The following is a 24,680-nucleotide window of genomic DNA, read 5'->3' on the forward strand; positions in this document are numbered from 1 at the left end:
GATCCGACGGAGCGTTGGCAACGCGACGCGATGGTCGCGGGGCGGCGCTGCAATCCCATTGCAATCGGCCTCGCGCTGGTTAGCATCTGCAGCATGACCAATCGCTTGCTGCTCGCGGCCGCTGCCGCGCTCGCCCTGCCCCTCCCCGCCTTGGCCCAGACCGCCGCCCAGGTGGCGAGCGTGCGCAATGCTGCGATGAAGGACGACATTGCCTGGGATGTTGTCGAAGGCCTTACCACCGAAGTCGGCCAGCGCCTCGCCGCCACGGAAGCAGAAGCGCGCGCCCGAACGTGGGCCCTGCAGAAGCTCACCGCGCTAGGCTTCAAGAACGTGCACGTCGAGACGTACCGTATGCCGGTGTGGGTGCGAGGCGTGGAAACGGCGGAAGTCCTCGGCGCTTCGGCCCAGAAGCTGGCGATCACGGCGCTCGGCTATTCCGGTTCCACCGGCGCTCAGCCGCTTGAGGCCGAAGTCGTCTATTTCGCTTCGGTCGCCGATCTCCAGGCGGCGCCGGCGGGCAGCCTGAAGGGCAAGATCGCCTTTATCGATCATGCGATGGTGCCAACCCAGGACGGCTCGCAATACGGCTATTATGGCGCGGTCCGTCGCGCCGGGCCCAGCATCGCGGCAAGCAAGGGGGCGGCGGCCGTGCTGATCCGATCGATCGGCACCGACCACCACCGCAATCCGCACACCGGCGTCACCACGTGGGGCAAGGACGTCCCGCCGATCGGGGCCGCCGCGCTTTCGCTGCCGGATGCCGAGCAGCTCGTGCGGCTGGTCAAGCGCGGCCCGGTGAGGCTGCGCCTGTCGGTCACGCCGCAGTTCAAGGGCGAGGCGGAGTCGGGCAACGTCATCGCCGACATTCCCGGCAGCGATCCCGCGGCCGGTATCATCGTCGTCGGCGGCCATCTCGACAGCTGGGATCTCGGAACCGGCGCGATCGACGACGGCGCAGGCGTGGCGATCACCACGGCCGCCGCGCTCCACGCCGCCAAGCTCGGCCAGCCCCGCCGCACGATTCGCGTCGTCTGGTTTGGCGCGGAGGAAGTCGGCGGGTTCGGCGGCGAAGCTTACGCCAAGGCGCATGCTGGCGAACGGCACGTGCTGGCGATGGAGTCCGACTTCGGCGCGGATCGCGTGTGGAAGTTTGAGACGAACCTTCCCGAGAGCGCCAAGGGTATCGCCGACCGGCTCGAAACCGCGCTTTATCCGATCGGCATCGAGCGCGGGCGCGACACTGCCCATGGCGGCACGGATGTGGAACCGATCCTGCGCAGCGGTGTCGGCACGATCGGCATGACACAATCGGGAACCCGATATTTCGACCTGCACCACACACCTGACGACACGCTCGACAAGATCGACCCGGAGCAGCTGCGTCAGAATGTTGCAGCGTGGGCTGCAATGCTCGCCATCGCTGCCAACGCACCCGAGGACATCGGTCCGGTTAAAGCGGGCCACTGATCGCCGCGCCAAAATGGGGCGAGATCATGGCCAAGCCGCGATGGCCGAACACATTTTCAATTGACGGGCCGGGTGGCCCGGCCCATGCATCGGGCTTGGCGCTCGATCGGGTCGCCTGCGAAATGAATTGAGTAGAATGGGAGCACCCCGATGACCAAGCTTCGCCTGATGGCAGCGGCAGTCGCGCTCATGCCGCTGGCGGCGTGCGGCGGCGGCGAGAGCAATGTGGCGGACAGCTCGAATTATTCGCCCGAAGCCAACGCGATGATCTATCAGGATGGGTCGGACAATGCCGCCAATGCGGAGGCAGAGGCGATGATTGGCAATGCCAGCAACAGCACGGGCGCTGACGCTATGGGTGGAAATAGCAACTGACGCAGCGTTAGCGCGCAGGGTACTCGGAGAAGGGCGCGTTCTCCCCGGAGGACGCGCCCTTTCTCGTACCGCCACGCCAACTGGGGAACCTAATAGCCCGCTTCGATCGCCATGCGGACGGCGTCTGCCGCCGTGCGGACGCCCAGCGCCCGGAACATCGCGGCGCGGTGCATCTTGATGGTCCGCTCTGTCAGGCCAAGGTCATAGGCAATCTGCTTGTTCAGCTTGCCGGCGGCCATGGCGATCAGCACGGCGCGCTGGCGTGGGGACAAGGCGTCGATCTTGTCCCGTGCCACCGTGGCGCGATGCGCCGTTCCCTCGGCGGGGCTCTCGACCTCCATTTGCGAGCCGAGGAAATATTCCAGTTCGCCATCCTCGCCGAAGATCGGCGCCACTAGCACGGCGTTGCGAAACGGCGTGCCGTTCTTCTTGTAGTTCAGGATCTCGACCATCACCGGCCGCTTTTCCCGAACGCCGGCGCTCAGCGCATCGCTAAGCCAGGGTTCAGTCTTGTCGCCTGAGAGGAAGCGGCAGTTCCTGCCGATGATTTCTTCGCGACGATAGCCGGTCAACGCAATGAACGCGTCGTTGCAGTCGATGATGGGATTGTCCGGCAGCTTCGGGTCGCTCAGCACTGCAGCCACAGCACTGCCTGCGATCATATCCGTAAGGGGCATCGTTCGGCCTTCTGCATCGTAACGGTAGCGCGCAATCGCATACCCTTTTGTCCATGTTCCGGGTTTCTGCCCGGTTCCTCATCAGGAGGATGCTTGATGCCGGCTCCCCAGATCATTGCCGGTGTAACGAAAGGTAGGCCCAATGAACTTCTTCTGCAATGATATAGAAGGGGTCGACCTGGATCAAAGCGCCGAATTGGTGCCGGACGAAGTGCAGGAAGCGGTTCGAACGCTCCTGCGCTGGGTGGGTGAAGACCCTGATCGCGAAGGCTTGCGCGATACGCCCTTACGCTATGCGAAGGCGTGGCAGGAATATTGCCAGGGATATGAAGAAGATCCGGGTATGCACCTTGCCCGCACCTTCGAAGAGGTGGCGGGCTATGACGAAATCGTGCTACTGAAGGACATCCCGTTTCATTCGCATTGCGAACATCATCTTGCGCCGATCACCGGCAAGGCATCGATCGCCTATCTTCCCACGAACAGAGTCGTCGGGATTTCCAAGCTCGCACGGGTTCTGCACGGCTATGCCCGCAGGTTGCAGATCCAGGAACGCCTGACGGCCGAAGTGGCGCAGGCGATCTGGGACCATCTCCAGCCGAGCGGCGTGGCGGTGGTGATCGAGGCGCAACATGGCTGCATGACCGGCCGCGGCGTGAAGACGCCCGGCGTCGGCATGGTCACAAGCCGCCTGCTCGGATGCTTTCTGGAAGACAAGAGCAGCCGTGCCGAGCTGTTCTCCCTCATGGGTTATTGAGCGGCTGCCGCGATGAACATCGTTATCCTTGGCGCCGGAATTGCGGGACTCGCAGCCGCCGACTCTTTGCACGCGGCGGGCCATCAGGTAACACTGTTCGACAAAGGGCGTGGTCCGGGCGGGCGCATGTCCACCCGTCGGGTGGAGTTGGGGGCAGAGAAGCTTCAGTTCGATCATGGCGCCCAGTACTTCACCGTGCGCGATGAACGGTTCCGACGCCAGGTAAATGCCTGGCAGGCGAGCGGCGTCGCCAGCCCCTGGCGCGCCGCCGGAGAAGATGCGTGGGTCGGGACGCCGGCCATGAACGCGCCGGTGCGTCACATGGCTGCGGCGCACGCGGTTCATTTCGGACATCACGCCATGGCACTGACGCGGAGCGCACAAGGATGGCGTCTTCGCCTGCAAGAAGGTGAACACGGCCCCTATGATGCGGCGATCGTCGCTCTACCCGCCGAGCAGGCGGCCGCCTTTCTGGGAGCGCATGATCTGCAGATGGCGGGCTATGCAATGGCGGCGCGCTCCCAGCCCTGCTGGACGACGATGATCGCCTTCGAGGGGCGTCTCCCCCTTGCTGCCGATTGCATCCGCCAACAGGGCATTATCGGTTGGGCAGCCAGGGACGGGGCGAAACCGGGGCGCGATGGTGGAGAGACCTGGGTCGTGCAAGCACATGGATCCTGGTCTGCCCAGCACTTGGAGGATTCCGCCGAAGCAGTGGGTACTGCCTTGCTCGACGCCCTGCTCTCCCGGGCCGAGCGGCCCGCACCTGCGGTTCGCTATATCGCCAGCCATCGCTGGCGCTTCGCGATGACGCCGGGTGCCGATATGGGCGCTTTGTGGAACGAACAGCTGCGGCTGGGCGCGTGCGGAGATTGGTTGCAGGGTCCGCGCGTTGAATTTGCCTGGCTGTCGGGCCATCGGCTCGGAGCGTTGATCGGCGCTGCCGCAGCCGCTGCCTGACCTCGGCCGAAACGCGCGGTAGCGAAGGAGTACCGGCTCGGTGTCGGAAGCGGAGCTGCTCACGGTCTGGTACGATGGCGGATGCCCGCTTTGTGTGCGCGAGATCGCGGCAATGCGTCGGCTGGACCGGCGTGGCCGCCTCTGCTTCGTGGACGTCGGTGACGAGTCCGTCGCCTGCCCGATCAATCGCGGCGATCTGCTCGCCCGCTTCCATGTCAGCGACGCGCACGGACGCTTCTTCCATGGAGCGGCCGCCTTCGCTGCGATGTGGCGGGCAATCCCGCTGTTTCGGCCGCTGGGCCTCGCTGCGCAAGCCCCCGGCATGACCTGGCTGCTCGAACGGTTCTATCGCGCCTTTCTGCGCGTTCGGCCAAGGTTGCAGCGCCTGCTGCGGGAAAGGGAGCGACATGGCCGATGATCGATCGAGCGAGGGCCGCGCACGTGCCGTCCCCAAGGGCAGGCTTTCGCGGCTGAGCGTGATGGGGCGGCTTGCCGGCAGTGTCGCCGGCAATGTGCTGACGGAAGGCGCCAAGCGCCTCGCATCTGGCCAACGCCCGCATCTACGCGACCTCGTGCTCACCCCCGGCAACGCCGCCCGGGCCGCCGAGCAGCTGGCGCAGCTGCGCGGCGCAGCGATGAAGCTGGGCCAGATGATCTCGCTCGACGCGGGAGACGTGCTGCCGGACGAGCTCACCCAAATCCTCGCTCGTCTGCGCGATCGCGCGCACCATATGCCGCCTGCCCAGCTGCAACAGGTGCTGGCCCGCGAATGGGGCGCCGATTGGCGGCGGCGCTTTGCGCTTTTCGAGGCCCAGCCGATTGCCGCTGCCTCAATCGGCCAGGTGCACCGCGCCCGGCTGCCGGATGGCCGGATGTTGGCGATCAAGGTGCAATATCCGGGCGTCCGACAGAGCATCGACGCCGACGTCGACAATGTCGCAACGCTCCTCCGTCTCTCTGGACTGCTGCCCAAGGGGCTCGAGATCGCCCCTCTGCTCGGCGAGGCCAAGCGCCAGCTCCATGACGAGGCCGATTATGCGCGCGAGGCTGCGATGATGACTCGCTATGCCGATCATCTGTCGGGCGACGATCGCTACCTAGTCCCTCGGCCAGTTACCGAGCTTTCCACCGGCAACGTTCTGGCGATGGACTATATCGCTGCGCGCCCGATCGAAACGCTGGAAAACGCGCCGCAGGACGCGCGCGACCGCGTAACGGAAGCACTGATCGATCTGGTTCTGCAGGAATTGTTCGACTTTGCCTTCATCCAGACCGATCCGAATTTCGCCAATTATCGATACCAGCCGGAAAGCGGGAGGCTGGTACTTCTGGATTTCGGCGCCGCGATACCCGTTTCACTCAACCTTGCTGAGGGTTATCGAGACCTCCTGAGAGCAGGAATGAACAGCGACAGCGCAGGCGTGCGGACCGCGGCACTTGCCTTGGGCTTCTTCAGCCCGGCGGCGTTGGAGCGCCATCCGCAGGTGATCAATCGCATGATTGAGCTAATCCTCCAGCAGACCGATCGCGCCGAGACGTTCGATTTCGCCGATCGGAACTTTCTCCAGGCTGTGCGAGGCGAAGGCATGACGATGGTCGAGGACCGCGCCGTCTGGCACATTCCGCCGGCGGAAACGCTTTTCGTGCAGCGCAAGATCAGTGGCATGGCGCTGCTCGCGGCACGTCTGAAGGCGCGAGTTCAACTGCGCGCGCTCGTGCAGAAACGGGTCGATCTTCAATAAGGAAGACGCTCGCCGTCCCAGGCGAACAGGCCGCCCGAATCTTCCGGACGAAGCGCGTCCAGCACCTTCCGCAAATGCCGCGCGCTGGTTTCGGGCGAAAACAGCCGCGCGACGGGCACGCCGCGCTGAAAGGGGGCGGACAGGCCGGTGTCAACCGTCCCGGGATGCAGCGCCGCGACGATAGCTTGCGGATGGGTGCGGCGGAGTTCGATCGCGAAATTAGCGATCAGCATGTTGAGCGCCGCCTTTGACGCCCTGTAGCTATGCCAGCCCCCCAATCGGTTGTCCGCGATCGAGCCCACGCGCGCAGACAGGGCGGCGAACACCGCGCGTCGGTCCCGCGCCAGCAGCGGTAGAAAGTGGCGTGCTATGACCGCCGGTCCGATGGCGTTCACCTGGAACAGCTCGGCCATCGCGGCTCCGTCAATGGCGCGGAAACTCTTCTCCGGCGCTGGTCCGCCCGCCCGATGCAACATGCCCGTGGCGACGAATACCAGATCGACCGCGCCTTCTTTGCCGATCTGCGTCGCCGCCGCGGCGATACTGCCCGCATCGCGCAGGTCGAACCGGAATGGCTGGACAGGCCCTCCAGCGGTACCGCCCCGGCGGCTGCCAGCATAGACGCGCTCGATTGCCGGATCGGTGGCAAGCTGCGCCACCAACGCCGCGCCGATCCCGCCTGATGCTCCGAGCACCGCCGCACGCAGACCCATGATGCTTCTCCCTAGCTGCCCTGTCCTCTCGGCTTCACACCGATTTTAGGCAATCTGTCCCGGCGGCCGTTTGCAGCCATTCGCCGGCACAACTCATCCCGTCTGGCATGCGAGCTGGAGGCAATGCCCTTTTTGCGCCCGAAATGTCTGTCTAGGACAAACGTCATGCGCGCTTTGTTGTTTGCCGTCCCCTTGTTGCTCGCTAATGCTGATGATCCGACGATCCCGTCGGCAATCAAGGCGATGCTCGATGCGGCAATGAGCACGGGCAACGAAGCCGATGTCTCGGTGATCGTCAAATATGCCCGCGTGGCGGATCCGGCGAGCGCACCGCTCGTAGCCCGCATCGCCAACGAATGGCGGGGCAAGCGCCGCGAAGTCGCTCAGCAGGCGCTGCGTGAGGCCACGTTCCTCGATCTCGTCAAGGGTCATGTCGAACTCGGCGGCTATGTGACCACCGGCAATTCCCAAAATATCGGGGTCACCGCTGTCGCCGAGGTCAAGCGCGAAGGGATCGAATGGCGCCACAAGGTGCGCGCGCAAGCCGATTACCAGGAAAGCTTGGGCTTCACCACGCGCGAACGCTATGTCTTCGCCTATGAGCCAAATTGGAAGTTCGACAGCCGCGCCTATCTGTACGGCGCGGCGCAGTATGAAAGCGATCGCTTCTCCGGCTTCAGCGATCGTGTGTCGATCTCGAGCGGCGCCGGCTATTCGGCGGTGAAGACTTCCGCGATCAAACTCGATGTCGAACTCGGCCCCGCCTATCGTTACACGCGGTTCATCGGCGCGCCGACGGAAAATAACATCGCCGCGCGCGGGTCACTCGATTTCGCATGGCGGCTGTCGCGCGGCATGTCGGTTACCCAGACGGCATCGGCCTATCTGGAAAAGGACAACAGCACCGTCTCTACCAAATCGGCGCTGCTCGCGCGGCTGATCGGGCCACTTTCCGCGCAGTTCAGCTACACCGTCCAATATGAAAGCGCACCACCGCTTGGGCGGCTGAGTACCGACACGACAAGTCGGGCGGCGCTCGTCGTCGACTTCTGATTGCGGGATACCGGGGGGGTGTTCAGCCCCCCGCTTCCGGGCTACCACCGACGCCATGCATGAGCTTTCCGCAACCGAACGGGCGGCCATTGAGAGGGCGCAGGCAGCTCCGATGCTCGCCAGAACCGAGGCATGGGCCGCCATTAACAGCGGCACCCGCAATCTTCCCGGGCTCAAGGCCATGGCCGCCGCGCTGGCGGATGCCTTTTCCGCGCTGCCCGGCGCGCTGGCGCTGTTGCCAGCCGACCCGGTGGACACCGTGAACGCCGACGGCAGCGTGCAGTCGCTTGACCATGGCGACCATCTTCAGCTGGTCGTGCGTCCAGAGGCCCCGGTGCAACTGCTGTTCACCGGCCACATGGATACCGTGTTTGGCATCGACCACCCCTTCCAGCACGGCCGTTGGCAGGCCGACGGCACCCTCAACGCTCCCGGCGCCGCCGACATGAAGGGTGGCCTCTCGCTGCTGCTCGCGGCCCTGGAAAGCATCGAGCGGAGCCCGCCCGCCGCCCGGCTGGGCTACACCGTTGTCATCAATTCGGACGAGGAAACCGGCTCGCTTTCTTCGCGACGCCTGATCGCCGAAGCCGCGCGTGGCAAAGTCGCGGCTCTCACTTACGAGCCGGCTTTGCCCGACGGCACGTTGGCCGGCGCGCGCGGCGGCACGGGTAACTTCTCGCTCGTCGTGCGCGGGCGCAGCGCCCATGCAGGCCGCAATCCGGAGGACGGCCGCAACGCGATCGTCGCCGCCGCGGCGCTCGCATTGCACCTCTCGGAGGCGGGTAGGCCCGGTCTCGCGGTCAATCCTGCCCGGATCGACGGCGGCGGGCCGAACAATGTGGTGCCTGATCTCGCAATCCTGCGCGTCAATTTCCGTCCCGGCGACGCGTCTGCGATCGCCCGCGCACACGCCGCGCTGGACGACGCGATCGCCGCCGTCACCGCTGCGCACGGTGTTACGATCCAACTGCATGGCAGCTTCAACCGGCCGCCGAAGCCGATCGATGCAGGCGCGGACCGGCTGTTTGCCTTGGTCCGACAGGCGGGTGCCGATCTTGGGATCCCGGTGGCGTGGAAGACCACCGGCGGCGTCTGCGATGGCAACAACATCGCCGCCTGCGGCGTGCCGGTGGTGGATACCATGGGAGTGCGCGGCGGCGCGATCCACTCGGGCGACGAATTTCTGATCCCCGAAAGCCTGGCGGAGCGCGCCGCGCTGTCCGCCCTCACGATCCTGCGTCTTGTTGAACGGGGCCATCCATGACCTTTCGCATTCGCGTCGCCCGCGATGAAGATCTTCAACATTTGTATGAAATGGCAAAGCTAACTGGCGGTGGTTTCACAAATTTACCACCTGACAAGCCCGCCCTGCGCGCCAAGCTCGAACGCAGCCATGCGGCACTGGCGCGCGCCGACGATACCGATGCCGACGATCTGTTCGTGCTCATTCTCGAGAATGTCGAGACAAGCGAGGTGCGGGGCACCTGCCAGATCTTCACCCGCGTGGGCCAGCATTGGCCGTTCTACAGCTATCGCATCGGCACCGTCACCAAGCACAGCCAGGAACTGAAGCGTACCTTCCGCGCGGAAATCCTCAGCCTAGTCAACGATCTGGAGGGCTGCACCGAAGTGGGCGGGCTGTTCCTGCACCCTGGCGAGCGCGCCGGCGGGCTGGGGCTGCTACTCGCCCGCAGCCGCTACCTGTTCATCGCCCAACACCGCGCGCGTTTCGCCGATCGCATCCTCGCCGAGTTGCGCGGCGTGATCGACGAGGCGGGCGGTTCGCCCTTCTGGGACGGTGTGGCCGGCCGCTTCTTCGGAATGAATTTCCAGCAGGCAGACGAATTCAACGCGACGCACGGCAACCAGTTCATCGCCGACCTGATGCCCAAACACCCCGTCTACACGGCGATGCTACCGGAAAGCGCACGATCGGTGATCGGCCTGCCGCACCCCTCGGGTCGTGCCGCGATGAGAATGCTTGAAAATGAGGGGTTTGCTTTCGAGAACTATGTCGACATCTTCGATGGCGGCCCCACTATGACGGCGCGCACCGATCAGGTGAGGACCATCCGAGACGCCCGCCGCGCTACCATCGTCGCGCTCGGTTCCGATGGCGAACCGGCGCTGGCAGCGACGGGTCGGCTGGCCGACTTTCACGCCGCGCTGGCGCAGGTGCGCGAAGTCGAGGGCGGGGTGACGATCGATGCTACCGCCGCGGGCGCGCTCGCCGTCGGGCCTGGCGACAGCATCTTGTGGATCGAGCGCTGATGATCACCGAAATCAACTTCGACGGCATTGTCGGTCCCAGTCACAATTATGCGGGGCTCAGCCCGGGCAACCTCGCCGCCACCAGCAATCGCGGGCAGATCTCGCATCCCCGTGCCGCCGCGCTGCAGGGCATCGCCAAGATGCGGAAAAACCTGGCGCTAGGGTTGCCACAAGGAATCCTGCTGCCGCATGCCCGTCCCGACCATCGCTGGCTCGCCCAGCTCGGCCTCACCTATTCGCACGCGCCGCCGCACAGCCAGGCACAGGCGCTGTCAGCCTCGCCGATGTGGGCAGCCAATGCAGCCACCGTCTCGCCGGCGCCAGACACGGCGGACGGGCGCTGCCATCTGACGGTCGCCAACCTTGCCACGCTGCCCCATCGTAGCCACGAATGGCCCGAGACGTTGGCCCAGCTTCGCCTCGCCTTCGCCGCGCCCGTCTTCGCCGTCCACCCACCCGTGCCGCCGCCCTTCGGCGACGAGGGGGCGGCCAATCACATGCGGCTCGCCCCGCGGCACGATGCGCCAGGTGTAGAGGTCTTCGTCTATGGGATCGCCGGCGGCCCCTTCCCTGCCCGGCAGCATCCCGATGCCAGCGCGGCAATCGCACGACGCCATCTTCTCGATCCCGAACGCACCCTGTTCGTACAGCAGTCGGAAGAAGCGATTGCGGCGGGAGCCTTTCACAACGATGTGGTTGCCGTCGCAAATGGCCGGGTGCTGTTCGCGCACGAAAGGGCCTTTGCCGACAAGGATCGCTTCTACACGCGGCTCCGCACCATCCTGCCGGAGGTGGAAATCGTTGAGGTGCCGGAGGCCGCCGTCAGCCTGGCAGATGCGATCCGCTCCTATCTGTTCAACGCCCAGCTGGTGTCGCTGCCCGGCGGCGCCACGGCGCTGATCGTGCCGAGCGAAGCAAGGGATACGCCTAGCGTCTGGACCTGGTTGCAGGCGCATGTCGCCGGCAATGGCCCGATCCGCCAGATCGAGGTGGTCGACGTCCGCGAATCCATGGCCAATGGCGGCGGCCCGGCCTGTCTGCGACTACGAGTGGTGGCCGATCCTGCGGCGATCGACCCCCGCTTTCTGGTCGATTCCGCTCGCCTCGATCGGATCGCAGCGATTGTCGAGGGCTATTGGCCGGAGGCGATCGATCCCACCTTGCTTGCCCAGCCTGCGCTGATTGCGCAAATCGAAGCGGCGCGACGGGCGCTGCTGGAAGCGCTGGAAATTGTCGATTTAAGGGACAGTTGATCCGCGCGTGCGGCGTTGCCGGTTGCGTGCCGTCTTTGGTACCCCACCGGGCATGTTGCACCGTATAGGCCGCCTATTCATCATCAAATCGAAGTTCGAGGCGTTCCTCGTCATCTTCGGCTTGGCGAACGGCGCGGTCGAGCGCGGAACTCATTATTTGGCGGCTTATCCCGGCGCTGCGGGCAAGCTCCTGTTCGGAGCCTGCGCACTCGCCGTGATGATGGCCGGCGGCCATATTCTCGACAGCCTGGAGCACAGCGCCTGATCGGCGCCAGAAACACAAACCCCCGCCGAGCGATGCTCTGGCGGGGGTAATGGCGCGCCCGGAACGATTCGAACGTCCGACCCTCAGATTCGTAGTCTGATGCTCTATCCAGCTGAGCTACGGGCGCGTGGTGGAGGCGTGCCTTTATCGACGGTCCGCACGGAGTGCAACCCCGTTGCGCCAAGTTTTCCACGGGCATATGGCAGGGCCATGCGATCGCTTTCCCTTCTCGCGGCATCCGCGGTGTTCCTTGCCGGCTGCGGACAGTCCGGCACCCGCTACCCCTCGCTGCTGCCGCGGACGTCGGAAAATGCCGGCTTCATCGAACCCGAACGTCCGGTGCCCGTAGCCGGTGCCGATGCGGAGCTCGATTCGCAGGTCGCCGCGCTGGTGAACACGATCGAGACTGCGGATCGCGACTTCGCCGCTGCCGCGCGGGATGCGGAGACCAAGGTTGCACGCGCCAAGGGTTCCGCTTCCGGATCCTCTGCCTGGCTTGATGCGCAGGCGGCGCTGAGCGCACTCGACAGCCTGCATGCCAGGGCGAGCGTGGCGCTGGCGGATCTGGACAAGCTCGCGATCGATCGGGGCGCAGCCGGGATGGTGCCCTATCCGGCGTTGAATGCGGCAATCGCACGCGCTGGGGAACGAGTGGCGGCGCAGGAGGCGCAGGCGCAGGCATTGGAAGCCGCAATCAACGGCGGCTAATCACTCTCCTCCTCGCGATTGAACATCCGCATTGCGCGCACAAGCGAGGCATAATCGTCACTCCAGCCTGTACGATCTGCCGGCACCGGCAGCGGCCGCCATTCGGGATTTCGCCCACGCAGCGCTGCCAGCATCTCCGGATTGCGGCTGAGCGCGATCCAATCGGATATAGCACCCTCCTCCTCGCGTTCCAGCGCGCTGGGCGAATGGACCATCCGCAGCCCCTGCCAGCCGCTGGCCGATGCCGACGCCGCCACGATCGGCGCAAGGACCAGGAAGCGGTTAGAAATATGAACGAGCAATATCCCGTTCCGCGCCACCACTCGCCCGTAGCCGGCAAAGGCCTCGCGCGTCAGCAGGTGCATCGGAACGGCATCGGACGAGAAGGCGTCGAGTACCAGGAGGTCCAGGCTCGCCGGCACACTCTGCGCCAGCCGCAGCCGGGCGTCCCCGATGATGACCGGAGCATCCGGAGTACAGCCGCGCAGGAAGGAGAACCAGCCCGAATCCCGCGCGATGCGGACGACCGTCGGGTCGATTTCGAAAAAACGCCAGTCCTGACCGGGCCGTGCATAACAGGCGAGCGTGCCGGTGCCGAGGCCGACCACGCCGATCCGCGCCTGATCACCGAACAGCAGGGGTGCCGCTTCCAAGGCAGCGCCGACGCCGGACCCGGGCTGGTAATAGGTCGTGGGGTGGAGTGCGCCTGCCCCCTTCAGCTGGATGCCGTGCAGCGTCGTGCCATGCGCCAGCCGGCGCGCATCCTGCGCATCGCCCACGGTGTAAACGCCGAAATAGCTGCGCGTGCGATTGCCTCGAAGGGTGGTGTCGATCGCGCTATAGCCACCGAAAAGGAACAGCCCTGCCGCCAGCGCGATCAGATAGGGTCGCCGCGATCCCACCGCCGCGAGGCCTAGCGCGGCGATCAGTGCGAAGGCCGTCTGCTCCTGCAGCGTTCCCCAGGGTCCGGGCCGCAGCCCCCACAGCACAAGCAGCAGCACGGCCAGGGAGAAGGCGAGCAGGAATGATCGCTGGTGCCGCCCGCGCCATAAGTCCACCAGCGGGCCGATCAAAGGCTGCTGCGGCACCAGCGCAGCCGCCGCCAGAATCAGCAGTGGATATTCATAGGTCCAGTCGAACAGCAGCGGGGCGAGCAGCCCCGCGAAGACGCCGCCCAGCATCCCGCCAAATGCCATGGCGAGGTAAAAGCCCGTCAGCCGATCCGGTGCGGGCCGCAGAGCATAGAGGCGTGCGTGGCAGGCCACCGACACGGCCAGCAGCAGGAGCAAGCCGATGAGCGCGTTCAAATACGCCAGGTTGTGATTGCCGGCGATCAGCGTCGCCCCGAACATCAGCAGCAGCACCGGCATCAGTTTGCCGGAGAGTTCCTTGATCAGCGGAGAGTCGCGGAAAGCAACGGTGAAGCTCAAAAGGTACACGCCCAGCGGCAGCACCCACAGCAAGGGCACCGCCACGATGTCGGTGGTAAGGAAGGTCGTGGTCGCGAGCATCAGGCCGGATGGAACGAGCGCGAGCAGGATCCATCGCGCGCACAGGCCCAATGCGGGCTTCGGGCTGACATGCCTTCCCGCGGATTCGCCGCCGCCGCGCGGCAGTTGCAGAGCGCACAGCCCGACGAGCAGCACCAGTACGCCATATCCGCCGCTCCACAACAGCCGCTGGTCGCCCACGCTCAGGAACGGCTCGACCAGCAAGGGATAGGCGAGCAAACCGACGAAGCTGCCGATGTTGGACGCGGCGTACAGGGCATAGGGGTCTCGCCCATGGGTGGAGAGACTGAACCAGCGCTGGAGCAGCGGTGCCTGCGCCGACACAGCAAGGAACAGCGGTCCGATCGAGGCGACCAGCAGCCAGGGTACCCACAGGGCCGGCTCGGCATCGGCCGGAAGCGTGAATGACGCCAGCCCGATCGGGAGCCAGGCCATGGCCGCTACCAGTAGCGCCAGGTGCACGCCCGCCTGCGTGCGCGGCGACAGGCGGCGGAGCAGATGCGCATAGCCATAGCCGCCCAGCAGGAGGCCCTGATAAACGAGCATCGCCGAGTTCCACACCGCAGGCGCCCCGCCCAGCCGCGGCAGTGCCATGCGTGCGATCAGCGGCTGCACCAGGAACAGCAGGAACGAACTCGTCAGGATCGTGACGACGAATGCGAACGGCACCAGCCGTCCGCTGGCCCGACCGCGCATGTCACTGGTAGCGCCGCTCACGGGCGCCGGATCTGATAGCCGACGCTTTCGCGCCAGGTGCTGCCGGTCGGGAAGCCGGGGTGATCGAATTCGGTGAACTGGGTCATCCCCAGCCGCGCCATCAGCTTGCGGCTGGCAAGATTGGACTGGGCGGTAATCGCGACAATGCGGGCAGCGTCCGTCTTCTGCCATCCCCATGTCAGGCCGGCGCGCGCCGCTTCCTGCGCAAAGCCCTGCCCCCAACAGCTGCGGACGAACATCCAGCCGATCTCGACCTCGCCTTCGATCGGCGTGCCGGGCGCGCCGGGCTTGAGCCCGCAAAATCCGGCTAGCAAGCCATCGTCCCGCCGCTCAGCCACCCAGAAGCCCAGGCCGCAACGATCGCGATAGCCCTGGTGCCTGGCGAGCGCGGCGCGGCTTTGCGCAGGCGTCTTTTCCGGGCCGAGATCGCGCATCACCAGCGGATCGCTCCACATGGCGTGGAGCGCGTCGAAATCGCGCGGGTCCGGTACGCGCAGCCGGAGCCGCGCCGTTTCGATCATGCGCCGAGCAGCCGGGCCGCCAGCGGGGCATGGTAGGTGAGAACCCCCGAGCATCCCGCGCGCTTGAAGGCCATCAGCGTTTCCAGGACCAGCGTGTCGCGGTCGCCAGCCCCCACTGCCGCCGCCGCCTCGATCATCGCATATTCACCGGATACCTGATATGCGAAAACGGGTACCTCGAACGCGTTCTTGACGCGGAGGATGATGTCCAGATACGGCAGGCCGGGCTTCACCATTACGCTGTCCGCTCCCTCGGCCAGATCCAGCGCCACTTCGCGCAGAGCCTCCTCGGCATTGGCTGGATCCATCTGGTAGGTCTTCTTGTCGCCCTTCAGCAGCCCGCGGCTGCCTACCGCGTCGCGGAACGGTCCGTAGAAGCCACTCGCATATTTGGCGGCGTAGGCCATGATCTGCACATTGCGATGTCCATTCGCCTCCAGCACATCGCGGATCTGGCCGACGCGGCCGTCCATCATATCGCTGGGGGCGACGATGTCCGCACCGGCGGCTGCCTGGACGAGCGCCTGCTCGGTCAGGACCGCCGATGTCTCGTCATTGAGGACATAGCCCGCCGCATCGACGATTCCGTCATGGCCGTGGCTGGTATAGGGGTCGAGCGCCACGTCAGTGAGCACGCCGATATCCGGCACCGCATCCTTGATCGCGCGAATGGCGCAGCACATCAGATTGTCGGGGTTCAACGCCTCCCGTCCGTCCTCCGTACGGAGGGCTGACGGGGTATTCGGAAACAACGCCAGGCAGGAAATGCCCAGCTCCCGCGCCTCCCGCGCCCTCTCCACGATCCCGTTCAGGCCCCAGCGCGATACGCCTGGCAAGGCGCCGATAGGCTCTTCTTCCGTCCCCTGCGTGACAAACAACGGCCAGATCAGGTCCGCGGGGGTGATCACCGTTTCGGCATGAAGTCGCCGGCTCCAGCCGGTAGCTCGGGTGCGGCGCAGGCGAAGCGCGGGATATTGGCTCATGTCGGGTCAGATGCGCTTTGCGCCATCGGGTTGCAAGCGCCCAACGCGGTTTCGCCGAGCGTGAGGATCGAGGTGACGTGTCGGCGCGCAACCTCCATCGCGTCCGTGCCATAGCCACCGCCCAGCGTGCTGGCGAAAGGGATGGACTTGCGGCGCAGCGTCTCCGCCACCCAGCGATCCCGGGCGACCAGCCCAGCTCCGCTCAGCGCCAGGCGCCCGAGGCGATCGTTGGCGAAGGGGTCGACGCCCGCTTGGTACAGCACGATGTCCGGATCGAAGCTGGTAAGAAGGGGAAGCAACGTGCGCTCCAGCGCTTCCAGATACGCCGCGTCTTCCGTGCCATCCGGCAGCCCGACATCAATCGTGGAACGCGCTTTGCGGACCGGGAAGTTCTTTTCGGCGTGGATCGAATAGGTGGCGATATCCGGGCGACCGGCAGTCAAAGCGGCGGTGCCGTCGCCCTGATGCACGTCGCAATCGACGATCAGCACCCGGCGGGCGCGCCCCTCATCGGCCAATCGTACCGCGGCAATTGCCAGATCGTTGAACACGCAGAAGCCGGCGCCCGTATCCGCCAGGGCATGGTGGCTGCCGCCCGCAGTGTTGGCAGCATAGCCGTTCTGCTGGGCGAGTTGCGCTGCGAGGAACGTCCCGCCTGGCACGCGTTCAGACCGACGCGCGACAGCAATGCTTACCGGGAAGCCGATCCGTCGCATCTTGTGCGCCGGCACGCGTGCCTCGCGCACTTCCGCCACATAGTCGGGGTCGTGCACCGCCTCGAGCCAGGGCTGCGGCATCACCTCGGGTTCGTGCCAGATGACGCGACCCGCTTCCGCCGCGAGCAGATCGCGTACCAAGCCGTTCTTGTTCCAAAGATAGGCGGACCCAGCGGGTGCGGGCGCTACATAGTCGGGATGATGGACGACGGGGATCACCCCGCAGATTTAGGGTGCGGACAACGACTGCGAAAGACGACCCTTTCGTCATGTCGTGCCACCCGATAGGGAAAGGACATGACCGATACTGCTTCGCTTCCCTATCGCCCTTGCGCGGGCGTGATGCTGCTCAATCGTGAAGGTCTGGTGTTCGTGGGCCAGCGCCTGGATTCGGTGGTGGAGGCCTGGCAAATGCCGCAGGGCGGGATTGATCCGGGGGAAGATGCGCTCGACGCCGCCTTCCGCGAACTTAGCGAGGAAACCGGCATCGCACGCTGTCACGCAGAGCTGATCGCGCAGTCGCCTGACGAGCTTTGCTACGATCTTCCGGACGATCTAGTTGGCAAGGTCTGGAAGGGAAAATGGCGTGGCCAGCGGCAGCGCTGGTTCCTATTTCGCTTCCTGGGCGAAGACAGCGACATCAACATTCAAACGACCGAACCGGAATTCCGCGCGTGGCGCTGGGTGGAGCCGACCGAGCTGCCGGAACTGATCGTCCCCTTCAAGCGTGCGCTATATGCCGAGATCCTGGAGCTGTTCGCGCCACATCTTCGCTAACCTGCTCACGCAGGAGCGCGCAGGCGCATGACAGCGAAGGACAGGCCTGTAACGGTTCCGAGCACAACGCCTGAGACGACGCCGCCGACCACACCGCGCGCGGCGATCTCCAGCGATCCCGGCGCGCTACTGCCCACCGACGCGGCAAGATAGATGCACGGCAGCGCCGCACCCCAGCCGATTGCGCTTGCGAGTATCCACCAGAACGAACTTCGCGCCGCCCGACGCAGCACCAGCGCCTGCGCGATGCCCAACAGAGCACCCAATGCAAGACCGAACATGGCAGACGTCACAGCCGTTTCGAAGGGGGTATGGACCGGCGGGACCAGGCCTTGCTGATCGGCGGGCAAGAACACCGCGTACCAGGCGGCGATCGCGAAAAGAGCGACGGAGACGAAAGTAGTGGCGACCACCCACTGCCGGGCGTGGAGCGCGGGAAACTGCCGCTTCAGCGCCCAGCTCTGCAAGTTCCCGAGGACGAGGCCGAACGCCAGTCCACCCGCGGCCTTGCCGACGAACAGCAGCCAGTCGCCCGCAAAGCCCGGATTGAATCGGTCGACGGTGACCCACCATAGGGCCGCCGAGGCAATGCCCAGCATTTCGCCTGCAGCGCAAGCTTCGATCCAGCGCGTAAATCCGTCCTCTTCCTGCACCGGATCAATCCCCTCCGACTTCCCCCACCATCGCCCTGCGCAACTGGAGGATTCGCCCCAAGTTGCGCAGATCATCGGCGAACGACAAGCCCAGATACACCGCCGGAGCAAGTGAGGCGCTGGAAGTTGCCGCTCCTAACCGGGACAACGATCGCCTTTTCTTTTTGATTCAGTATTTTATTCGAATTCCAGGATCGCCGAATCAACGGCGAGGCTGTCGCCAGGCGCGAAGTTTGCCGCCTTCACCACCCCGGCACGTTCGGCACGGAGGATGTTTTCCATTTTCATCGCTTCCACCACGGCCAGTGCCTGGCCGGCTTGGACGCTATCGCCCGGCTGAACGTGCAGCCGCGTCAGCAGGCCCGGCATTGGCGCCAGCAGGAAGCGGCTCATGTCCGGCGGTACCTTCTCGATCATGTGGTCGCGATATGGCGCGACATGCGTCGGCAGCACCTCTACCCGATGCGCGGCCCCGTGCGCCGTGAGTTTCCACCCGGTGCGGGTACGGTCCACGGCGGAAGCGAACTCGTTCCCGTCGATTCGCGCCACGAACTGCGGATCGCCTGCGATCCAGGTGCCAGAGATCTCCAACGGCGTCGCGTCGCTACCCAGATGCACTCGCGCTGCGCCGTCGGCATTCTCTACGGTAGCATCAAAGCGGTGATCGCCGATACGCACCGAGCGTGCGCGCGACGGCGAAGGCGGCTCGCCTAACTGGCCTGAGATGCTGGCCAGGCGAGAGGCCCGCACGAGATCGAGCACTACGGCCACGGCGGCGAGGCGCCGTACCAACGCCAAGTCGGCCGGGGCGCCGTGGAAGCCCTCAGGATACTCTTCGGCAATGAATCCCGTGGTGAGTTCGCCCGAGCGGAAGCGGGGATGCTGCATGATCGCCGACAGAAAATCGATATTGTGGCTGATGCCGTCGATCCGGAAACGATCGAGCGCCTGCACCTGCAGGTCCGCTGCCTCGTCGCGGGTGGGCGCCCAAGTGATCAGCTTGGCGATCATCGGATCGTAGAACATGCTGATTTCGGAGCCCTCGGTCACGCCGTCGTCGACGCGGACATAGCCCTGCCCCGCATTTTCTGCGGCCGGCGGCCGATACCGCACCAGACGCCCGGTGCTCGGCAGGAAGCCGCGATAGGGATCCTCGGCATAGACGCGGTTCTCGATCGCCCAGCCGTCGAGCTTCACCTCGTCCTGCGTGAAGGCGAGCTTTTCGCCAGCCGCGACGCGGATCATCTGCTCGACCAGATCGAGCCCGGTGATCGCCTCGGTCACCGGATGCTCGACCTGGAGGCGGGTATTCATCTCCAGGAAGTAGAAGCCCTGCCCCGTTTTGTCGGCGCCCGAGACAATCAGCTCGACAGTACCCGCGCTGTAATACCCCACAGCCCGCGCCAGCGCGACCGCCTGCTCGCCCATCGCCTTGCGCATCTCGGGGGTGACGAAGGGCGACGGCGCTTCCTCCACCACTTTCTGGTGGCGGCGCTGGATCGAGCATTCGCGCTCGTTGAGATAGACGATGTTGCCATGCTGGTCGCCCAGCACCTGGATCTCGATATGGCGCGGGCTCTCGATGAATTTCTCGATGAACACGCGGTCGTCGCCGAAGCTGGCCAGCCCTTCGCGCTTGGTCGCCTCGAAACCCTCGCGGACGTCCTGCTCGCTATAGGCCAGCCGCATCCCCTTGCCGCCGCCGCCGGCCGAGGCCTTCATCATCACCGGATAGCCGATCTCCCCGGCGATCCGCACCGCATGCTCGGTATCTTCGATCTCGCCGACGAAGCCGGGAACGACGTTCACGCCGGCCTGTTTGGCGAGCTTCTTCGACTCGATCTTGTCGCCCATCGCCGCGATCGCCCCCGGCGGCGGGCCGACAAAGGCGATGCCCGCCTCCGCACAGGCCTTGGCGAAGCTCTCGCGCTCGGAAAGGAAGCCATAGCCGGGGTGGATCGCATCGGCGCCGGTTTCCTTGGCGGCGAGCAGGATCAGGTCCGCGCGGAGATAGCTCTCCGCCGCCGGTGCCGGCCCGAGCCGCACCGCCTCGTCCGCCATCCGAACATGCGGCGCGCGGGCATCCGCATCCGAATAGACCGCGACCGTAGCGATGCCCATCTTCTTGGCCGTCCGCATCACCCGGCACGCGATTTCGCCACGGTTGGCGACGAGGATTTTTTTGAACATCAGGCTCTCTTTTGTTGGCGAAAATAGATCACCATCACGACGACCCACAAGATCAAGCCGAATGCGATCGAATAACGATCAGACAAGTCGCCGTGATTTCCGACCCAAAAGCCGACCGCGATTGCAACGGTAAGCAATACTGCGCGGAGAATGCCTTTAGAGCCTGCGGGCCGATGACCGCTCAAACCTCGACGCTTTAAGAATAGAACAGTAACCCAGCACGAAGCGGCGAAAAGCGCGCCCGTGAAGAGTAGAAGTACTATTCTCACCGAGGCTTCGCTCACTCCGCCGCCTCCAGCTCCACCTTGCACTCCGCGGCCATCGGCGTGATGCCGAGGCGGGCGAAAAGCGCGGCGTCCTTGTCGTCGCCGGCATTGCCTGCGGTCAGCAGCTTGTCGCCGGTGAAGATCGAATTAGCGCCCGCCAGGAAGCACAAAGCCTGGGTCGCGTCGCTCATGCTCTCGCGGCCCGCGGACAGCCGGACCATCGAGCGCGGCATGGTGATGCGCGCCACCGCCACCGTGCGGACGAACTCGATATCGTCGATCTTGGCGAGCGGCGTGTCGGCCAGCATGTCGCCGAGCACCGTGCCCTTCACCGGCACCAGCGCGTTGACCGGCACGCTGCCCGGATGCACCGGCAGGGTCGCCAGCGCGTGGATGAAGCCCACCCGGTCGCCGCGCGTCTCGCCCATGCCGACGATGCCGCCGCAGCACACGTTGATGCCCGCCTCGCGGACATGCTCCAGCGTCTCCAGCCGCTCCTCGAAGCTGCGGGTGGTGATCACCTCGCCATAGCGTTCGGGCGAGGTATCGATATTGTGGTTGTAATAATCGAGCCCGGCATCGGCGAGCGTCTTGGCCTGACCGTCGGTTAGCATGCCCAGCGTCATGCAGGTTTCCATGCCCATCGCGCGGACGCCCTTCACCATCTCGACAATGGCGGGCATGTCGCGATCCTTGGGGTTGCGCCAGGCCGCACCCATGCAGAAGCGGGTCGAGCCATGGTCCTTGGCCTGTGCCGCCGCCTGCAGCACCGCGCGCGGATCCATCAGCTTGGTAGCCTTGAGGCCGGTATCGGCATGGGCCGACTGGCTGCAATAGCCGCAATCCTCGGGGCAGCCGCCGGTCTTGATCGATAGCAGGGTCGAGCGCTGGACCTGGTTCGCCGGGTGGTTGGCACGGTGGACTTCGGCCGCGCGGAACACGAGTTCGGTAAACGGCAGGTCGAACAGCTGGGCGATCTCGTCGCGGGTCCAGTCGGTACGCACGGGGGTGGTTTCGAGGGTCAAGCAAGCAACTCCGGTGAACGGTTACGTCGCTCGGCATAGCGGGTGAGAGCCTCGACGTAAAAGGGCGCAGCGCGGCGTTCGTGTTCGCCGCTGCTGATCCCCGCGACGGACTGGGCGACGCGCGCGACGGCACCGTCGCTCAGGCGGTCGAGCGGCTCGACATGGATGCCGATGGTGAATAGCAGCGCCCCGCTTTGGGGCAGGCGGCGCAAGGTCTGGCGCTCGCAGCGAACGAACAGGGTAGCGCCGGCGTTGTCGGCGGTCACATGGGCGAAGCGGACCTGGGGCGCGTCCCGTGGAAGGTAGCGCCAAGCGTCGCTCGCCACGACGAACCAGTTGGTGCGGCCGAAGATAGGGCCTGGCTGGAGGGTTGCGAAGAAATAGTCGACGCCCGAGGCGAGTTGCTCGGCATAGCCATGGATGGGGGCGTGGATCGGGGTGAGCGCATGGCCCAGCTTTTCGGCGAGGTGCCAGTCGGTGGGGAACGCCAGCGCGGCGGCGGTGAGGCGGTACTGGCCGGACGCGTCCGGGGTGAGGATGCACAGGTCTTCCCACACGTCGCCGGCGGCGGTGCGGAGTGTGTCAGACATGGAAACGGCCCGTCCTTCAAAGCCGTCATCCCGGCGGAAGCCGGGATCCATTGCTCTCTCCGGATCGGCTCCTGCGTCAGACGTTGAAGCGAATGGATCCCAGCTTTCGCCGGGATGACGGCTTTGGGCATCGCGGCGGTGTTCGAGCAACGCCGCGATCTCTTCCACCGCCGCCTCCGCCCCCGGCAGCACCTGCACGCAGTCGGGCTCGGCCGCGAACACGGCCGCACGGGCCGCCAGATCCGCCTCGGGCGTCAGCCACTCGGCTTCGGGCACCCGCACCAGCCCCATGCGCAGCGCCCCTCCGCCCCGCGCGCGCGGTATCAGCGCCTCGACGGAGAAGCCCAGGCTCATTCGGCGGCAGCCTCGAGCGGCGGCATGTTGTGGCCGAGCAGGCGCAGCACGTCCGCCGCGCATTCGACGACGTTCGAACCGGGCCCATAGATGCCCTGCACACCCGCCGCGCGCAGCATCTCGTAATCCTGCGGCGGGATCACCCCGCCAGCGATCACCTTGATGTCGCTGCGCCCGGCTTCGCGCAGGCCGCGGATCAGCTCGGGGATCAGCGTCTTGTGCCCGGCCGCGAGGCTGGACGCGCCGACCACGTCGACGCCGCTGTCGAGCGCCAGCACCACGGTCTCCTCGGGCGTCTGGAACAACGGTCCACTGACCACCTCGAACCCCATGTCGGAAAAAGCAGAGGCGATGACATTGGCGCCGCGATCATGCCCGTCCTGCCCCATCTTCGCGACGAGCAGGCGCGGCTTGCGGCCTAGGCGGCGCTCGACCGCCTCGACACCGCGCACCACCTCGGCCCAGCGATTGTTCTCAGCGTAAGGCGCGGCATAGACTCCCTTCACCGGGGTCGGCTGGGTGGCATAGCGGCCGAAGACGTCTTCCATCGCTGCGCTGATCTCACCCAGCGTTGCCCGCGCCCGCGCCGCGACAACGGCGAGTTCGAGCAGGTTGCCACCTGCCTTCGCACCCTCGCGCAGCGCATCGAGCGCCGCCTGGCACGCCGCTCCGTCGCGCGCGGCCTTCACCCGCTGGATCCGCGCGATCTGCGCCTCGCGCACCGCGGCGTTGTCGACTTCCAGCGTTTCCAGCAAATCCTCGTTCGGCAGCCGATACTTGTTGACCCCGACGATCACGTCCTCGCCACGATCGACCCGCGCCTGGCGAGCCGCCGCGGCTTCCTCGATCATCGCCTTGGGCCAGCCGGCGGCGACCGCCTTGGCCATGCCGCCCTCGGCCTCGACCCGTTCGATGATCTCCCAGGCCTTGTCGACCAGGCTCTGGGTCAGGCTCTCGACATAATAGCTGCCGCCCAGCGGATCGACGACCTTGGTCATCCCCGTCTCCTCCTGCAGCACGATCTGCGTGTTGCGGGCGATCCGGGCGGAGAAATCGGTCGGCAGTGCGATAGCCTCGTCGAGCGCGTTGGTGTGAAGGCTCTGGGTGCCACCGAGCATCGCCGCCATCGCCTCGATCGTGGTGCGGATGACGTTGTTGTACGGGTCCTGCTCGGTGAGCGAAACGCCGCTCGTCTGGCAGTGGGTACGCAGCATCTTCGAGCGCTCGTCCTGCGCACCCAGCTGCGTCATCACCCGGTGCCATAGAACCCGCGCGGCTCGCAGCTTGGCCACTTCCATAAAGAAGTTCATACCAATTGCGAAGAAGAAGCTCAGACGGCCTGCAAACTTGTCGATATCGAGACCGGAGGCGACGCCGTACTTCACATATTCCATGCCGTCGGCGATGGTGAAGGCGAGCTCCTGCACCTGAGTCGCGCCAGCTTCCTGCATATGGTAGCCGGAGATAGAAATGCTGTTGAATTTCGGCATCTTCGCGCTAGTGTATGCGAAAATGTCTGAAATGATCCGCATGCTCGGTTCGGGCGGGTAGATATAGGTGTTCCGAACCATGAACTCCTTGAGGATGTCGTTCTGGATCGTGCCTTCCAGCTTCTCCTGCGAAACCCCCTGCTCCTCGCCCGCGACGATGAAGAAGGCCAGCACCGGGATCACCGCGCCGTTCATCGTCATCGAGACGGACATCTGGTCGAGCGGAATGCCGTCGAACAGGATCTTCATGTCCTCGATCGTATCGATCGCGACGCCTGCCTTGCCGACGTCGCCCACCACGCGCGGGTGATCGCTGTCATAGCCGCGATGGGTGGCCAGATCGAACGCGACTGACAGGCCCTTCTGCCCGGCGGCAAGGTTTCGGCGGTAGAAGGCATTCGACTCCTCTGCGGTCGAGAAGCCGGCATATTGCCGAATGGTCCAGGGGCGCCCGGCGTACATGGAAGCACGTACACCGCGCGTGAAGGGAGCAAAGCCGGGCAGACCCGGATCAACACCGACCACATCATCCTGTGTGTACAAAGGCTTGACCGAAATACCTTCCGGCGTTTTCCAAGCGAGATCCTTGCCCTTCACCTCCTTTGAGGCGGCGCCGGACCATTGATCGAGCGTGGGCTTGGTCACC

Annotated in this window: 24 protein-coding genes and 1 tRNA gene; 13 read left to right on the forward strand and 12 right to left on the reverse strand. The window is 65.4% G+C overall.

Annotation, left to right across the window (positions count from 1 at the left end; genetic code table 11):
* Positions 1 to 93 precede the first annotated feature (93 nt).
* Entirely contained in the window at positions 94 to 1,467 is a 1,374-nt protein-coding gene (locus tag B215_RS0112325; RefSeq protein ID WP_026009207.1) for a M20/M25/M40 family metallo-hydrolase, read from the forward strand.
* Between the two features lie 150 nt (positions 1,468 to 1,617).
* Positions 1,618 to 1,842 (forward strand): hypothetical protein, encoded by a 225-nt coding sequence (locus B215_RS0112330; RefSeq protein ID WP_019369957.1) that lies wholly within the window; start codon positions 1,618 to 1,620, stop codon positions 1,840 to 1,842.
* An 89-nt stretch (positions 1,843 to 1,931) separates the two neighbouring features.
* On the opposite strand, the gene B215_RS0112335 is transcribed toward B215_RS0112330, so the two are convergent.
* Positions 1,932 to 2,519: a helix-turn-helix domain-containing protein gene (locus tag B215_RS0112335; protein WP_019369958.1), complete on the reverse strand. Its 588-nt coding sequence runs from the start codon at positions 2,517 to 2,519 to the stop codon at positions 1,932 to 1,934.
* Between the two features lie 142 nt (positions 2,520 to 2,661).
* On the opposite strand from B215_RS0112335, the gene folE reads away from it, so the two are divergent.
* The 4 genes from folE to B215_RS0112355 are packed head-to-tail and all read left to right on the forward strand — an operon-like array spanning position 2,662 to position 5,978.
* Positions 2,662 to 3,276, forward strand: coding sequence for a GTP cyclohydrolase I FolE (gene folE / locus B215_RS0112340; protein ID WP_019369959.1), 615 nt, complete (start codon positions 2,662 to 2,664; stop codon positions 3,274 to 3,276).
* Between the two features lie 12 nt (positions 3,277 to 3,288).
* Positions 3,289 to 4,236, forward strand: coding sequence for an NAD(P)/FAD-dependent oxidoreductase (locus tag B215_RS0112345; RefSeq protein WP_019369960.1), 948 nt, complete (start codon positions 3,289 to 3,291; stop codon positions 4,234 to 4,236).
* A 40-nt stretch (positions 4,237 to 4,276) separates the two neighbouring features.
* Positions 4,277 to 4,654, forward strand: coding sequence for a thiol-disulfide oxidoreductase DCC family protein (locus B215_RS0112350; RefSeq protein WP_026009208.1), 378 nt, complete (start codon positions 4,277 to 4,279; stop codon positions 4,652 to 4,654).
* On the forward strand, positions 4,644 to 5,978 hold the full coding sequence (locus B215_RS0112355; RefSeq protein ID WP_019369962.1) for an ABC1 kinase family protein: 1,335 nt from the start codon (positions 4,644 to 4,646) through the stop codon (positions 5,976 to 5,978). Before B215_RS0112350 ends, B215_RS0112355 begins: the two co-directional genes overlap by 11 nt.
* Here the strand turns inward: B215_RS0112355 and B215_RS0112360 are convergent.
* Complete coding sequence (locus B215_RS0112360; RefSeq protein WP_019369963.1) at positions 5,972 to 6,691, reverse strand: SDR family NAD(P)-dependent oxidoreductase; 720 nt, start codon at positions 6,689 to 6,691, stop codon at positions 5,972 to 5,974. The two genes, B215_RS0112355 and B215_RS0112360, sit on opposite strands and share 7 nt — an antisense overlap.
* 165 nt (positions 6,692 to 6,856) lie before the next feature.
* On the opposite strand from B215_RS0112360, the gene B215_RS0112365 reads away from it, so the two are divergent.
* The 5 genes from B215_RS0112365 to B215_RS0112385 are packed head-to-tail and all read left to right on the forward strand — an operon-like array spanning position 6,857 to position 11,533.
* Positions 6,857 to 7,744 (forward strand): DUF481 domain-containing protein, encoded by an 888-nt coding sequence (locus B215_RS0112365; protein ID WP_019369964.1) that lies wholly within the window; start codon positions 6,857 to 6,859, stop codon positions 7,742 to 7,744.
* 55 nt (positions 7,745 to 7,799) lie between these two features.
* The gene (locus B215_RS0112370) at positions 7,800 to 9,008 is read left to right on the forward strand and encodes a hydrolase (protein ID WP_026009209.1); all 1,209 of its coding nucleotides are present in this window, start codon (positions 7,800 to 7,802) and stop codon (positions 9,006 to 9,008) included.
* Positions 9,005 to 10,015 carry an arginine N-succinyltransferase gene (locus B215_RS0112375; RefSeq protein WP_019369966.1) on the forward strand — a complete coding sequence of 337 codons (1,011 nt, stop codon included), beginning with the start codon at positions 9,005 to 9,007 and terminating at the stop codon, positions 10,013 to 10,015. Before B215_RS0112370 ends, B215_RS0112375 begins: the two co-directional genes overlap by 4 nt.
* The gene (locus B215_RS0112380) at positions 10,015 to 11,268 is read left to right on the forward strand and encodes an N-succinylarginine dihydrolase (protein WP_037513695.1); all 1,254 of its coding nucleotides are present in this window, start codon (positions 10,015 to 10,017) and stop codon (positions 11,266 to 11,268) included. Before B215_RS0112375 ends, B215_RS0112380 begins: the two co-directional genes overlap by 1 nt.
* 52 nt (positions 11,269 to 11,320) lie before the next feature.
* On the forward strand, positions 11,321 to 11,533 hold the full coding sequence (locus B215_RS0112385; protein ID WP_019369968.1) for a hypothetical protein: 213 nt from the start codon (positions 11,321 to 11,323) through the stop codon (positions 11,531 to 11,533).
* 50 nt (positions 11,534 to 11,583) lie between these two features.
* Here B215_RS0112385 and B215_RS0112390 read toward each other — a convergent pair.
* Positions 11,584 to 11,660: transfer RNA gene (locus B215_RS0112390), tRNA-Arg, on the reverse strand.
* An 83-nt stretch (positions 11,661 to 11,743) separates the two neighbouring features.
* Between B215_RS0112390 and B215_RS0112395 the strand changes: the two genes are divergently transcribed.
* Positions 11,744 to 12,241 (forward strand): hypothetical protein, encoded by a 498-nt coding sequence (locus B215_RS0112395; protein ID WP_019369969.1) that lies wholly within the window; start codon positions 11,744 to 11,746, stop codon positions 12,239 to 12,241.
* On the opposite strand, the gene B215_RS0112400 is transcribed toward B215_RS0112395, so the two are convergent.
* The 4 genes from B215_RS0112400 to B215_RS0112415 are packed head-to-tail and all read right to left on the reverse strand — an operon-like array spanning position 12,238 to position 16,908.
* On the reverse strand, positions 12,238 to 14,448 hold the full coding sequence (locus B215_RS0112400) for a fused MFS/spermidine synthase (RefSeq protein ID WP_019369970.1): 2,211 nt from the start codon (positions 14,446 to 14,448) through the stop codon (positions 12,238 to 12,240). The two genes, B215_RS0112395 and B215_RS0112400, sit on opposite strands and share 4 nt — an antisense overlap.
* Positions 14,449 to 14,465: 17 nt before the next feature.
* A complete protein-coding gene (locus tag B215_RS0112405) occupies positions 14,466 to 14,990 on the reverse strand; it encodes a GNAT family N-acetyltransferase (protein ID WP_019369971.1) in 525 nt (174 codons plus the stop codon).
* Positions 14,987 to 15,973, reverse strand: coding sequence for a porphobilinogen synthase (gene hemB / locus B215_RS0112410; RefSeq protein WP_019369972.1), 987 nt, complete (start codon positions 15,971 to 15,973; stop codon positions 14,987 to 14,989). The genes B215_RS0112405 and hemB overlap by 4 nt, the downstream gene beginning before the upstream one ends.
* The gene (locus tag B215_RS0112415) at positions 15,970 to 16,908 is read right to left on the reverse strand and encodes a histone deacetylase family protein (protein WP_019369973.1); all 939 of its coding nucleotides are present in this window, start codon (positions 16,906 to 16,908) and stop codon (positions 15,970 to 15,972) included. Before B215_RS0112415 ends, hemB begins: the two co-directional genes overlap by 4 nt.
* A 78-nt stretch (positions 16,909 to 16,986) precedes the next feature.
* On the opposite strand from B215_RS0112415, the gene B215_RS0112420 reads away from it, so the two are divergent.
* Positions 16,987 to 17,466 (forward strand): RNA pyrophosphohydrolase, encoded by a 480-nt coding sequence (locus tag B215_RS0112420; RefSeq protein ID WP_019369974.1) that lies wholly within the window; start codon positions 16,987 to 16,989, stop codon positions 17,464 to 17,466.
* 5 nt (positions 17,467 to 17,471) lie between these two features.
* On the opposite strand, the gene B215_RS0112425 is transcribed toward B215_RS0112420, so the two are convergent.
* The 5 genes from B215_RS0112425 to scpA all read right to left on the reverse strand — a co-directional run bounded on the left by B215_RS0112425 (position 17,472) and on the right by scpA (position 24,679).
* Positions 17,472 to 18,194 (reverse strand): hypothetical protein, encoded by a 723-nt coding sequence (locus B215_RS0112425; protein ID WP_237718460.1) that lies wholly within the window; start codon positions 18,192 to 18,194, stop codon positions 17,472 to 17,474.
* A gap of 102 nt (positions 18,195 to 18,296) precedes the next feature.
* On the reverse strand, positions 18,297 to 20,309 hold the full coding sequence (locus B215_RS0112430; protein WP_019369976.1) for an acetyl-CoA carboxylase biotin carboxylase subunit: 2,013 nt from the start codon (positions 20,307 to 20,309) through the stop codon (positions 18,297 to 18,299).
* 280 nt (positions 20,310 to 20,589) lie between these two features.
* On the reverse strand, positions 20,590 to 21,600 hold the full coding sequence (bioB, locus tag B215_RS0112440; RefSeq protein ID WP_019369978.1) for a biotin synthase BioB: 1,011 nt from the start codon (positions 21,598 to 21,600) through the stop codon (positions 20,590 to 20,592).
* Positions 21,597 to 22,544 (reverse strand): heme-dependent oxidative N-demethylase family protein, encoded by a 948-nt coding sequence (locus B215_RS0112445; RefSeq protein ID WP_019369979.1) that lies wholly within the window; start codon positions 22,542 to 22,544, stop codon positions 21,597 to 21,599. The genes bioB and B215_RS0112445 overlap by 4 nt, the downstream gene beginning before the upstream one ends.
* A complete protein-coding gene (gene scpA / locus B215_RS0112450) occupies positions 22,541 to 24,679 on the reverse strand; it encodes a methylmalonyl-CoA mutase (protein WP_019369980.1) in 2,139 nt (712 codons plus the stop codon). The genes B215_RS0112445 and scpA overlap by 4 nt, the downstream gene beginning before the upstream one ends.
* Between the last annotated feature and the right edge of the window lies 1 nt (position 24,680).

The sequence above is a fragment of the Sphingomonas sp. ATCC 31555 genome (assembly GCF_000282895.1).
Taxonomy (GTDB): domain Bacteria; phylum Pseudomonadota; class Alphaproteobacteria; order Sphingomonadales; family Sphingomonadaceae; genus Sphingomonas.